The organism is Loktanella sp. F6476L (assembly GCF_023015725.1).
Lineage (GTDB): Bacteria > Pseudomonadota > Alphaproteobacteria > Rhodobacterales > Rhodobacteraceae > Yoonia.
The window spans coordinates 1,029,438-1,040,487 of sequence record NZ_JALKAR010000001.1 but is presented as its reverse complement, the minus strand read 5'-3'; the positions used below and the strand labels follow the sequence as shown (position 1 = coordinate 1,040,487).

12 protein-coding genes are annotated in these 11,050 nt (G+C 54.3%); 2 read left to right on the top strand and 10 right to left on the bottom strand.

All coding sequences use genetic code 11. From position 1 onward, the window contains the following. Positions 1-135: 135 nt before the first annotated feature. The 7 genes from phoB to MWU61_RS05195 form a co-directional block, all read right to left on the bottom strand. The gene (gene phoB, locus MWU61_RS05225) at positions 136-822 is read right to left on the bottom strand and encodes a phosphate regulon transcriptional regulator PhoB (RefSeq protein WP_247127182.1); all 687 of its coding nucleotides are present in this window, start codon (positions 820-822) and stop codon (positions 136-138) included. Between the two features lie 5 nt (positions 823-827). Continuing rightward, positions 828-1,535, bottom strand: a complete 708-nt coding sequence (gene phoU / locus MWU61_RS05220) for a phosphate signaling complex protein PhoU (protein WP_247127181.1) — start codon at positions 1,533-1,535, stop codon at positions 828-830. A gap of 12 nt (positions 1,536-1,547) precedes the next feature. After that, positions 1,548-2,348, bottom strand: a complete 801-nt coding sequence (pstB, locus tag MWU61_RS05215) for a phosphate ABC transporter ATP-binding protein PstB (protein WP_281501940.1) — start codon at positions 2,346-2,348, stop codon at positions 1,548-1,550. A gap of 17 nt (positions 2,349-2,365) precedes the next feature. Continuing rightward, a complete protein-coding gene (gene pstA / locus MWU61_RS05210; protein ID WP_247127179.1) occupies positions 2,366-3,715 on the bottom strand; it encodes a phosphate ABC transporter permease PstA in 1,350 nt (449 codons plus the stop codon). Next, positions 3,715-5,196, bottom strand: coding sequence for a phosphate ABC transporter permease subunit PstC (gene pstC / locus MWU61_RS05205; protein WP_247127178.1), 1,482 nt, complete (start codon positions 5,194-5,196; stop codon positions 3,715-3,717). The genes pstA and pstC overlap by 1 nt, the downstream gene beginning before the upstream one ends. Before the next feature lie 103 nt (positions 5,197-5,299). After that, positions 5,300-6,328, bottom strand: a complete 1,029-nt coding sequence (locus tag MWU61_RS05200; RefSeq protein WP_247127177.1) for a substrate-binding domain-containing protein — start codon at positions 6,326-6,328, stop codon at positions 5,300-5,302. Between the two features lie 151 nt (positions 6,329-6,479). Continuing rightward, entirely contained in the window at positions 6,480-7,541 is a 1,062-nt protein-coding gene (locus MWU61_RS05195) for an ATP-binding protein (RefSeq protein ID WP_247127176.1), read from the bottom strand. A 137-nt stretch (positions 7,542-7,678) separates the two neighbouring features. Between MWU61_RS05195 and MWU61_RS05190 the strand changes: the two genes are divergently transcribed. Beyond that, a complete protein-coding gene (locus MWU61_RS05190) occupies positions 7,679-8,089 on the top strand; it encodes a hypothetical protein (protein ID WP_247127175.1) in 411 nt (136 codons plus the stop codon). Here MWU61_RS05190 and MWU61_RS05185 read toward each other — a convergent pair. The 3 genes from MWU61_RS05185 to MWU61_RS05175 are packed head-to-tail and all read right to left on the bottom strand — an operon-like array spanning position 8,086 to position 10,148. After that, the gene (locus tag MWU61_RS05185) at positions 8,086-8,610 is read right to left on the bottom strand and encodes a gamma carbonic anhydrase family protein (RefSeq protein WP_247127174.1); all 525 of its coding nucleotides are present in this window, start codon (positions 8,608-8,610) and stop codon (positions 8,086-8,088) included. The two genes, MWU61_RS05190 and MWU61_RS05185, sit on opposite strands and share 4 nt — an antisense overlap. Then, positions 8,610-9,245 carry a guanylate kinase gene (gene gmk / locus MWU61_RS05180; RefSeq protein WP_247127173.1) on the bottom strand — a complete coding sequence of 212 codons (636 nt, stop codon included), beginning with the start codon at positions 9,243-9,245 and terminating at the stop codon, positions 8,610-8,612. Before gmk ends, MWU61_RS05185 begins: the two co-directional genes overlap by 1 nt. A 3-nt stretch (positions 9,246-9,248) precedes the next feature. After that, positions 9,249-10,148 (bottom strand): YicC/YloC family endoribonuclease, encoded by a 900-nt coding sequence (locus MWU61_RS05175; RefSeq protein WP_247127172.1) that lies wholly within the window; start codon positions 10,146-10,148, stop codon positions 9,249-9,251. Positions 10,149-10,338: 190 nt separating this feature from the next. Between MWU61_RS05175 and MWU61_RS05170 the strand changes: the two genes are divergently transcribed. Beyond that, positions 10,339-11,040, top strand: coding sequence for a PAS domain-containing protein (locus MWU61_RS05170; protein ID WP_247127170.1), 702 nt, complete (start codon positions 10,339-10,341; stop codon positions 11,038-11,040). Positions 11,041-11,050 lie beyond the last annotated feature (10 nt).

Sequence of the window (11,050 nt, the reverse complement as noted above, 5' to 3'; positions counted from 1 at the left end):
GCGACCGCCTTAACGCAACACCGCGCAAGTGCCTCGGCTATCAAACGCCTTCAGAAGTGTTCCGCGCAAAACTGATGGAAGGAGAGCCATGATCCAGATAAACTGAACAGAGAGAAATCGCGCTTCAGCGTGAGTTCACCCGAGCGCGTAGCCCGCTCCGCGTACTGTCCGTAGCGGATCTTGCCCACCAGATACTGTCAGCGCTTTGCGCAATCGTCCGACGTGTACGTCGACTGTCCGAGTGTCCACGTAGACGTCACGCCCCCAAACACGGTCCAGCAATTGATCGCGTGACCAGACGCGTCCCGGTTTTTCCATGAACGTGCTAAGCAGCCTGAATTCTGTCGGCCCAAGTTTCAGTGCGTCGTCGCCACGTGTCACGCGGTGCGTTTCTGCGTCCAGTGTAATGTCGTCGTATGTCAGCGTCTGGCCGACTGTCGCTGGTCGCGCGCGCCGCAGCTGTGCGCGTACACGCGCCATCAGTTCGGTCACAGAATACGGTTTCTCGACGTAGTCGTCGGCGCCGGTTTCCAAGCCCCGCACTTTGTCTGTTTCCTCTGTCCGCGCTGACAGCATGATCACCGGGATCGTGCGTGTGTCTGACCGTACCTTCAGTTGACGACACACTTCGATACCGGACAGCTTTGGCATCATCCAGTCCAGAATGATCACGTCAGGCGGATCTTCTGCGACGCTGAGCAATGCATCTTCGCCATTGCTGGCTTTGGTCGTGCGGTAGCCTTCGGCTTCGATATTGTAGATCAGCATTTCGCGCTGAGACGCTTCATCATCTACCACAAGTACATGCGGAATCTGCGACATCTGATTTACTCCGGTGTCCGAACAAAGGATGTTTCATCGCCCTTGGGCCGTGCTTCTTCGGGCATTTCACCGGTGACCAGATAGATTACCTGTTCGGCCATATTGGTTGCCAGATCACCCATCCGTTCAACGTTTTTCGCCATGAAATGTAAGTGCATGCAGGCTGTGATGTTGCGCGGGTCTTCCATCATGAAGGTCAGGAATTCACGGAACAGCGCGTTGTACATCTGGTCGACTTCGTGGTCGCGCTGACGCACTTTTTCAGCCAAATCCGCGTCACGACGCACGTAAGAATCCAATACATCTTTCAGCATAAGTTGCACTTCGCGGGCCATACGACGGAGCGCTTTGTCTGACCCGTTGATCGCAGGCATATCGACCAATGTTCCAGTCCGTTTCGCCATGTTTTTCGCGTAATCGCCGATCCGTTCCAGCGATGCTGCGATGCGAAGCACTGTAAGAATGCTGCGTAAGTCCTTGGAAACAGGCGCGCGTAGGGCAATGGTGCGGGCTGCTTCGTCGTTGATCTGGATCTCTAGGACGTCGATAACCTTATCCCCTGCCCGCACGTTTTCGGCCAGTTCAAGGTCGCGGTTTGCCAAGGCTTCTGCAGCTGACAGAATGGCCTGTTCAACAAGCCCGCCCATGCGCATAACCAGTGCTTGGATTTCTTCGAGATCGCGGTCGTAGGCGGATGAAATATGGTTGTCCATGATGCCTGCTCCTTACCCGATCCGGCCAGAGATGTAGCTCTCGGTCCGTGGGTCTTCTGGGTTCGTGAAAATCTTGTCGGTGTCGGAATATTCAACCAAGTTACCGAGGTGGAAGAACGCCGTCTTCTGCGACACACGTGCAGCCTGCTGCATAGAGTGTGTAACGATCACCACCGCGTAGTTTTGGCGCAGTTCGTCGATCAGTTCTTCGACCTGAGCCGTGGCAATTGGGTCAAGCGCCGAACATGGTTCGTCCATCAGCAGAACCTCGGGTTCCGTCGCCACAGCCCTTGCGATGCACAGACGTTGCTGCTGACCACCTGAAAGGCCTGTGCCCGGTGCGTGCAGCCGGTCTTTGACTTCGTCCCAGATCGCGCCGCGGCGCAGTGCCTTTTCAACGATGTCGTCCAGATCAGCTTTGTTACGTGCAAGCCCATGGATTTTAGGACCATAGGCTACGTTGTCGTAGATCGATTTCGGAAACGGGTTAGGTTTTTGGAACACCATGCCGACTTTGGCCCGCAATTGGACCGGATCAACGCGGCTGTCGTAGATGTCTTCGCCGTCGATCAGGATGTCACCTTGAACGCGGCAGATATCAATTGTGTCGTTCATCCGGTTGATACAACGCAGAAAAGTCGACTTGCCGCAGCCAGATGGCCCGATGAAGGCCGTCACGGTTTTATCGCCGATCTCGACATTCACGTCCTTGATCGCATGTGTGTCACCGTAGTGAACCTGAACGCCTTTGGCGCTGATTTTGACGTCCTGTTGCGTGCTCATAGCGCGATCCATTCGATACATATCTTCCATTGTTCTATCTCCTGCCCTTACCAGCGGCGCTCAAAGCGGCGGCGCAGGATGATTGCGATCAGGTTCATCGTCATCAAGAAGACGAGCAAGATGATGATGCCGCCCCATGCACGTTCATAATAAGCGGGGTCCGCCCGTTTTGCCCATTCGTAGATTTGAGCAGGCATGGCAGAGTTCGGGTCCAAGAAACCGGATGCCACGCCGTCGGGGTAGTTTGATGCGATGTAGCCGACCATACCGATCAGCAGCAGCGGTGCGGTTTCACCAAGCGCCTGTGCCAGACCGATGATTGTCCCTGTCAGGATACCCGGCATGGCCAGTGGTAGCACATGGTGGAACACCGACTGCATTTTGCTGGCCCCTACACCCAGTGCCGCGTCGCGGATCGATGGTGGGACGGACTTCAGTGATGCCCGTGTTGAGATCACGATCGTCGGCAGAGTCATCAGCGTCAGAGTCAGGCCACCAACCAGCGGGGCTGATTGCGGCAGGTGTGCGACTTGAATAAACGCTGCCAAACCAAGAATACCAAACACAATTGACGGTACAGCGGCGAGGTTTGAAATGTTCACCTCGATCAAGTCTGTGAACCAGTTTTGCGGCGCGAATTCTTCGAGGTAGATGGATGCGGCCACCCCAATTGGCAATGCCAAGACCAGCACAACGATCATCATAAAGAACGATCCGAGCATCGACACACCGATCCCTGCTTGTTCAGGTCGGCTTTCGGATGCGTCGGCACCTGTGATGAAGGACCAGTTAAACACGCGTTCGACCGACCCTTGTTCCACCATCACGTCGATCAGATCGAGGTGCGCTGCATCAAGGTTTTTGTCCCGCGCAAGGTCTTCACGTTGCACGCGGCCTTTCATGTAGCCATCGACCCGTGATGATGTCAGGACGCGGAACGCCACCGTTTCACCAATCGTGGATGGGTTAGCCAGAACGTGGTCACGTATAACAGCTGCTGCACCCGATGACAGGATTTTAGCGAGGTCGCCGTCGTCAACTTCTGTTTCGATGTCACTGGTCGCATTGATCAGTGCTGTTTCGATCAATGGCTTGTAGCCAAAGGTTGACGTCTTTTTCAGTTCTTCAACGTCGCGATTGCCGTTTGGATCGAGCCGTTCTTCAAGCAATTCGACGTCGAGCGTCACGTAGGTTTGTGTGAAAGCAGGCATTCCGTTCTGGATAATCGCCCACAACAGGGCAACGAGGAACAGAACCCCAACCATGATGGCCGCGATGCCGTAGGCTTTGAACCGTTTTTCGGCCGCGTCACGCTTTTTGGTGCGCGCATCCTTCACAAGAAGCGATTTGCCCTTTTTGTGCGGATCGGCGGATGGTGTCACAGTGGCGTCAGACATTAGTCGTACTGCTCCCGATATTTACGAACGATGATCAGGGCGACGACGTTCAGCCCCAGTGTAATAACGAAAAGAGTGATCCCAAGGGCGAAGGCCACCAGCGTTTCAGGGCTATTGAATTCCCCGTCACCTGTCAGCTGTGCGACGATCTTGGCGGTCACTGTTGTCATGGCCTCGAATGGGTTCATGGATAGCGATGCCGCGGCCCCTGCCCCAAGTACCACGATCATCGTCTCACCAATGGCGCGTGATGCGGCCAACAGGATCGCGCCCACGATGCCCGGCAATGCGGCTGGCAGTACGACTTGACGCACGGTTTCGGAATGGGTTGCACCAAGTCCAAAGGACCCGTCGCGCAGGGATTGTGGGACCGCATTGATGATATCATCGGACAGTGAGCTGACAAAGGGGATCAACATGATGCCCATGACCAGACCAGCCGTCATTGCAGCCGTCCCGCCTGTCATCCAGTCTACGCCGAACCAGCCGCCATCGCCGAATGCATCGAGCAGCAATGGGCCAACTGTCAGCAAGGCAAACAGACCGTAGACGATGGTTGGGATACCTGCGAGCAGTTCCAGCATCGGCTTGGCCACAGACCGTACAGAGTTTGACGCATATTCGGACAGGTAGATCGCCGCAAACAGCCCGATTGGCACGGCCACGATCAGCGCAATCAGTGAAATGAACAGCGTACCCCAGATCAGTGGTAAGAACCCCAGATCAGATTGACCGCCACGACCAGAAAAGCTCGGTTCCCATTTGGTGCCGAACAAGAAGTCCAAGAACGGGTAACGTCCGAGAAAGTCGATGGTGTTGGTGATTAGCGACAGGAAAATGCCGATGGTTGTTAGAACCGCGACGCTGGCCGCTGCAATCAGCACGACCATCACCGCGCGTTCGACATAGTTGCGTGCCCGAAAATCTTTATTGGTCATCATGTAGGCGGCAAGCCCGCAGGCAAGCGCGATCAGTACAACAACGATGGTGCGTAGCGTGTCGCCAGTGGCCGACAGGCTGCGATACTGCTGCGCCATGTCGAGCGTGTTCTGCGCGACATCAGACCCGAGTGCGACGCCGACGCTGCCCAAGGTTCCGCGAATGTCGTCGGTTTCCACGTTCAGCGATGCGGCTTGGTCGGCGGTCAATGCGCCCTGCTCAACCGCGAGCGATAGACCATCTGCCACGCGTCGCACATCTGCTAAGGCCAATGACCGTTCGCCCGCATCTGTCGCAACGGCGGGATCAAGGTCACCGCTGATCATCGAATTGATCGCCATAGGCTGTGTGATCAGCCAGAGCATCAAAACAGCGATGGCCGGGACCGCAGCCGCGAGCGCCGTGTTCGCGCCATAATAACTAGGAAGAGAGTGAAGATTGCGACGGTCACCGCCGCCCGAGGTCATGGCCCGTGATTTTGCGGCATAATAACCGAAAACCGCTAGCACCAGTAACACACCAAAAAGCCAAGTTGCAGGCATCAGGACCCCCCGTCCCTTTTAAGTATGATGCGCCACGCTGTCGTTTTGTCAGCGTGGCGCGGTCTTTTCAGCGACCTAATTCAAGGCCAAGTTCATGTACACCTTACAGTGTGTCTTCGTTCGCTACAGCATCCTGTGTCGCGGACAGCTCTGGATCGGATACCAGACCATAGTCGGACAATGGACCTGATGGACCTGCGATGTCGTTAGAGATAAAGAATTCTGCGAATTCTTTCAGACCTGGGATCACGCCGATGTGGGCTTTCTTGATGAAGAAGAACAACGGACGGGATACTGGGTATTCGCCGGACGCGATGGTTTCTGTCTTTGGCTCAACGCCCCCGATTGTCGCCACTTTCAGTGAATCTGTGTTGTTCTCGTAGAACGCCAGACCAAACACGCCGATGCCGTTCGGGTTGCTGTCTACACGTGCGAGTGTCTCTGTGTAGTCACCGTCGATGTCGACTGTGATGCCGTTGCCGCGTACGGAGATACATGCGTCTTCAGCGTCGTCTTCGGACATGCCGCCAGCCATCATAGCTTCCATTGCGCCTGTGTCTTCACAGCCTTGCAGCAGAACTTTGTCTTCGAACACTTCGCGTGTGCCGTGCTTTGTGCCCGGGATGAACGCAAGGATGTCAGCCGCTGGCAATTCAGCGTTGAAGTCGGCCCATTGTGTGTGCGGGTTTTCTACGATTGCACCGTCTACCAAGACTTTTTCGCCAAGTGCGTTGAAGATGTCGGATGCTTCAAATGCAGTGAATGCAGGACCGTCGATTTGGGATGCAAATACGATGCCGTCATAACCGATGCGAACTTCGATGATGTCGTTCACGCCGTTTTCTGTGCAAAGCGCGATGTCGCTTTCGCGGATTGGGCGGGAAGAGTTTGCGATGTCGATTGTGTTTTCGCCAACACCTTCACAGAAACGCTTCAGACCAGCGGATGATCCGCCTGATTCAACAACTGGTGTTGGGAAGTCAAAGTTTTCGCCGAATGCTTCAGCAACGATGGATGCGTATGGCAAAACAGTAGAAGAACCAGCAACCTGAACGTTGTCACGTGCAACAGCAGCAGTTGCAGAAATGGCCGTAAGGGCCAGAACGGAAGCAGAAATTTTCAAAGACGACATTTGTATCTCCAAGTCAGTCATTTGTTAGGCAGGCGCGTATCGCCGAACCCTTGGGCACCGTTTAGGACCCGTTTCAAAAGCTTTTGTGACACTAATGTAAAAGTTTTATGACAGTCCGGAGGTGCTGTGCAACTTACTGAAAAACATGGACTTAATCGTCGTGTATTTGCTGGGCGACCTGTTTGGCGTTCACTGGAAGGAGAATCGTGACAGTTGTTCCTTGGCCTTCGACGCTTTCAAACACCAACCGGCCGCGATGGCGGTTCAGGATATGTTTCACAATCGCAAGGCCAAGTCCTGTCCCGCCCATTTCGCGGTCGCGATGATCGTCAACACGGTAAAACCGTTCGGTCAGCCGGAAGAGATGCCTTGCCGGAATGCCGATGCCATGGTCCTGGACAGATATCCGAACGCAATCCTGTTGCAGTGATTTCTCAAACCGTTTGGGGTGGATTGCCACGGTGATTCCACTTTCCGAGGCGCCATATTTGATCGCGTTTTCGATAATGTTGTGAAGCACTTGCTGTAGCTGTGCCGCGTCGCCGGGAACATTGACCGGATCCGCAGGCAATTCAATCGTGAGGTGCGTGCCTGCGGTTGTGGCGAGCGGGTCAAGCAGGTCGACGGATTGCCCCACGATGGTTGTCAGATCAACGGGATCAGTGGGCCTGCTGCGCTCTGTTTCTTCGACACGGGACAGTGACAAAAGGTCATCGACCAAGCGGCGCAATCTGTCCGCTTCGGTCGCCATGATCCCAAGGAACCGTTCCTGCGCTTTGGGGTCGTTTTTCGCCGGTCCTTGCAAGGTTTCAATGAAGCCAAGAAGCGCTGTTAGCGGCGTGCGCAGTTCGTGACTAACATTGGCAACAAAGTCGCGGCGGACCGAATTGACGTCTTGTTCTGCGGACTGATCCTCAAGAATTATGAGCGTTTGACCGGATTCGGGTACAACGATCGCCTCGAACGTTTGATCTGCATTGCCAGAACGGACGATAAATCGCGCCGTCTTTTGCGTGCCATCGCGTCGTGCATGATCAATTGCATCCAATAGCGCCGGTTGCCGCAACGCGGTCACATAATTGCGGCCCGTAAAATCCAGATTAAGCAATTCGGTTGCAGCCGGGTTTTGCATGCTGATCCGTTGATCTGGACCGATAACCACGATAGGCGATTTAATCGCATTCAGCAAAACCGGTAGCGGGAAGTTCGACATGTTGGTGTCACTTTTCTATAGCGATCCATAAATTGTGTGAATCAACTCACACTTGAATGGAACAAACTTAACCACGGTTTCGTTTCAACAATGTAACGATCTACAGTGATCCCACGGATTGAAACGGATTAGATTCCATGTCGGCGCAGCAACTACCACGGAAGAAGTTCCTAGAAAACCTACGTGATCGCGTCATTGGCGAAGATCGGGCGGTGACGCTTGTCGTGGGTGATGTTGTCAAATGGACGACCGAAGGGCGGACAATGCCTTATGTCGAGGATCTGACCTATGTCGATTTCGATCAGCTATCCGAAGACACGATCGCGACAATCCGACCTGATGTAGTTCTGTCACCGCTCGTGACCGACGGGTTTGATGCGTATCAGGTCACTCGGTTCTTGGCGTCCGCCGCATATAAGGGACGTTACCGTGCAATTTCCCAAACCCTGCCTAATCTGACGATGATCCGTAATGAAATCAGAGCGGTGGGCCCCGCAATTGATTTCGATATCGTGATCATGCCACCGACATTGGTGTCCGTGAATTAGTCTGCGATTGCTTTTAGACCATCCCGAAAACGCGCTGCGTTTTGTTGGTAATGGATTGCAGATAGCGTCAGCCCTTTTATTGCAGCCGCATCAAGATCCCGCACGATTTTGCCCGGTGATCCCATGACGAGCGACCCATCCGGGATTACCTTGCCTTCTGTCACCAAAGCCCCTGCCCCAATCAGGCAGTTTTTCCCGATGACGGCCCCGTTTAGGATCGTAGCGCCCATGCCTACAAGGCTGTTGTCGCCAATGGTACAGCCGTGCAGCATTGCTTTGTGACCGATAGTGCAATTTGTCCCAATGGTCAGTGGGCAACCCGGATCTGTATGCAAAATGCAGTTTTCCTGCACATTGCTGCCCTCACCGACCACAATCGGTTCGTTGTCACCACGGATTGTTGTCCCGAACCAGACCGATGAATTTGCTAGAAGTGTCGTATTACCAATGACGTGCGTGCCGGGTGCTATCCATGCGGTAGGATCGACTTGTGGTCTTACGTCATCGATTTCATACAACATTAGCGTTCCTCGAATTGATCTTGCAGAGTGCGGACGTGGTCCATCAGATCAGGTTGCTGGCTGGCCCTTAGGCGTTCCGCGGAAATGATGGTTTTCAGTCGCTCTTCGGTGGTGGCCAGATCATCGTTCACCAGAACATAGTCATACCCGTCCCAGTGACTGATTTCGTCCCAGCTTTTTTGCATCCGTTTTTCGATTGTCTCGTCGTCGTCTTGCCCGCGCGACACGAGGCGGCGGTGCAGTTCTGTGATGGATGGTGGTAGGATGAAGATCGACAGCACGTGATCTTTTAACGCAGATGTGGAAATCTGCTGCGCGCCCTGCCAGTCGATATCGAACAAAACGTCACGCCCTGCTTCGATTGCTTTTGAAACGGGCCCCTGTGGCGATCCGTAGTAATTGCCAAAAACGCGGGCGTGTTCGAGCATTTCTTTGTCTGAAACCTGCCGTTTAAAGGCTTCTTCTGTCACGAAAAAATAATCTTGGCCGTCAACTTCACCCTGACGCGGGGCACGTGTCGTCGCCGAGACGGAAAACCGCAGTGTGTCGTCCCACTTCCGTAATGCGCGCGCCAAAGTCGATTTGCCCGCACCGGATGGAGAAGACAAAATAATTAGTAGTCCACGACGCGCCATTAGTTACTCCACATTCTGAATCTGTTCGCGCATCTGATCGATAAGTGTTTTGAGTTCAAGCCCGATCCCGGTCAGTTTTGTGTACTGCGCTTTGGAACACAGCGTATTGGCTTCGCGGTTAAATTCCTGTGACAGAAAATCCAGTTTCCGGCCCACGGGGTGATATTCTTTCTGCGCCACTTCCAACAGTTCTGACGCGGCGGTGACATGTGCCTTCAGGCGGTCGATTTCTTCGGTCACATCGGTTTTGACGGCCAATGCGGCCATTTCCTGTGCCAGCTTGTCCGGATCAAGGTCGGTGTTGCCGAGCACACGTTCCATCGCTGTCTTCAGTGCTTTTTCCGCCTCAGGGCGTCGTTCGATGATGGCGGCTTCTGCGTTTGCGATATTCCCTGCGATATCAGACAATTGTGTTGCGATGATCGCGTTGAGGCTTTGACCTTCGCGTTCCCGCATGTTCACCAGATCATGCAAAAGTGGTCCTATATCTGCCTTGATCGCCGCAACGATTTCAGCATTCGGGCCTTCGTTGCCCGCGTTTTGCACAACGCCCCGTTGGTTCAGGACATCCGCAGTTGTTGGTTGGCCAAGGGTCACACCCATCGTAAATGCGCGTTCCTGAATGACGTCCAGCGCGCCGAGCACGCGGTCCAATTGCGCTTCGTCCAAAGACAGGTTTTGCGCTGTATCATTCATTGTAAGACGTAGTGTCAGGCTGACATTCCCGCGTTTGATCGCCTTGGTGAATGCCGCGCGAATATCGGCTTCCAGCCCATCAATGCCGTCCGGCAGACGTAGCCGTAGATCCAATCCGCGTGCGTTCACACTCCGCACCTCCCACGCCCAAGTTGCCCCATCCGCGTGGCCTGTCCGGCTGGCAAATGCTGTCATTGATTGGATCATGGTGGTCTCGCTTTGCTGTGTGGCTCAGTTATTCGTACTGCGAAATCAATGAGTCGGCAAACAAGACTCGCTTGCTTTTGCGGTGGGGCGTCGCAGTGGTCCGTTAACCCATTAATCCTTTGTTAAGTGATTTGTGGTAACTTTCTGTTAACTTGTACGCAATTGATGAAGGCCGACGAAGGACAGTCAGATGCCCAATGAGCGTGAGTATACAACCCAACACCGCACCCCGTTTCACGATCAGGCGGGCGCAGACGTTCTAACGCGTGTCGAAGCGCATTGGCAGGATATGCGCAAAGGATCGGCCCTGCCAAACCGTGTTGATATGACACCCGGACCGTTGTCGGATAGCCTTGCGCATTGTTTTACCTTGGAACGTGTCACCCCGTCCGTCGCGCGTTTTCGTGTAGCGGGTCGCGCTATTCACCAAATACTGAACCTTGAACCACGCGGCATGCCGATCAGCGCGCTCTTCACACCAATGGGGCGTGAAATGGTTGCGCCGATTATATACGACGTATGTGAAGGACCTGAGATTAGCGAAATCCCATTGGTCGCGCCACGTGGTCTAGGCCGCAGCCCATTGCGTGGTCGGATGTTGCTACTGCCATTGAAGCACGATGGTGAGGCGGTGAACCGTATTTTCGGCGCGATCGTGATTGACGGACGTGCGGGACGGCGTCCGCTTCGGTTTGAATTTGATAGCGAACAGTCGTTGCGCAGCGAACCTGTGCAACCTGTGATCCGCACGGTCCACGAAATCCTGAAGTGCCCGGATGTCGCACCGGTCGCCACGCCGCCGCTCCCTACCTTGCAGATATGGGAACCGCCTGCGTTACAGCCTACCCATAAACCTATGCCAGCTTTGCGTTTGGTCGTCGATAACACCTGAAACGAAAAAG

Excerpts from the sequence above, each read along its gene's own strand:
- phoB (WP_247127182.1), bottom strand. The coding sequence starts at position 822 with ATGTCGCAGATTCCGCATGTACTTGTGGTAGATGATGAAGCGTCTCAG.
- phoU (WP_247127181.1), bottom strand. The coding sequence starts at position 1,535 with ATGGACAACCATATTTCATCCGCCTACGACCGCGATCTCGAAGAAATC.
- pstB (WP_281501940.1), bottom strand. The coding sequence starts at position 2,348 with ATGGAAGATATGTATCGAATGGATCGCGCTATGAGCACGCAACAGGAC.
- pstA (WP_247127179.1), bottom strand. The coding sequence starts at position 3,715 with ATGTCTGACGCCACTGTGACACCATCCGCCGATCCGCACAAAAAGGGC.
- pstC (WP_247127178.1), bottom strand. The coding sequence starts at position 5,196 with ATGCCTGCAACTTGGCTTTTTGGTGTGTTACTGGTGCTAGCGGTTTTC.
- MWU61_RS05200 (WP_247127177.1), bottom strand. The coding sequence starts at position 6,328 with ATGTCGTCTTTGAAAATTTCTGCTTCCGTTCTGGCCCTTACGGCCATT.
- MWU61_RS05195 (WP_247127176.1), bottom strand. The coding sequence starts at position 7,541 with ATGTCGAACTTCCCGCTACCGGTTTTGCTGAATGCGATTAAATCGCCT.
- MWU61_RS05190 (WP_247127175.1), top strand. The coding sequence starts at position 7,679 with ATGTCGGCGCAGCAACTACCACGGAAGAAGTTCCTAGAAAACCTACGT.
- MWU61_RS05185 (WP_247127174.1), bottom strand. The coding sequence starts at position 8,610 with ATGTTGTATGAAATCGATGACGTAAGACCACAAGTCGATCCTACCGCA.
- gmk (WP_247127173.1), bottom strand. The coding sequence starts at position 9,245 with ATGGCGCGTCGTGGACTACTAATTATTTTGTCTTCTCCATCCGGTGCG.
- MWU61_RS05175 (WP_247127172.1), bottom strand. The coding sequence starts at position 10,148 with ATGATCCAATCAATGACAGCATTTGCCAGCCGGACAGGCCACGCGGAT.
- MWU61_RS05170 (WP_247127170.1), top strand. The coding sequence starts at position 10,339 with ATGCCCAATGAGCGTGAGTATACAACCCAACACCGCACCCCGTTTCAC.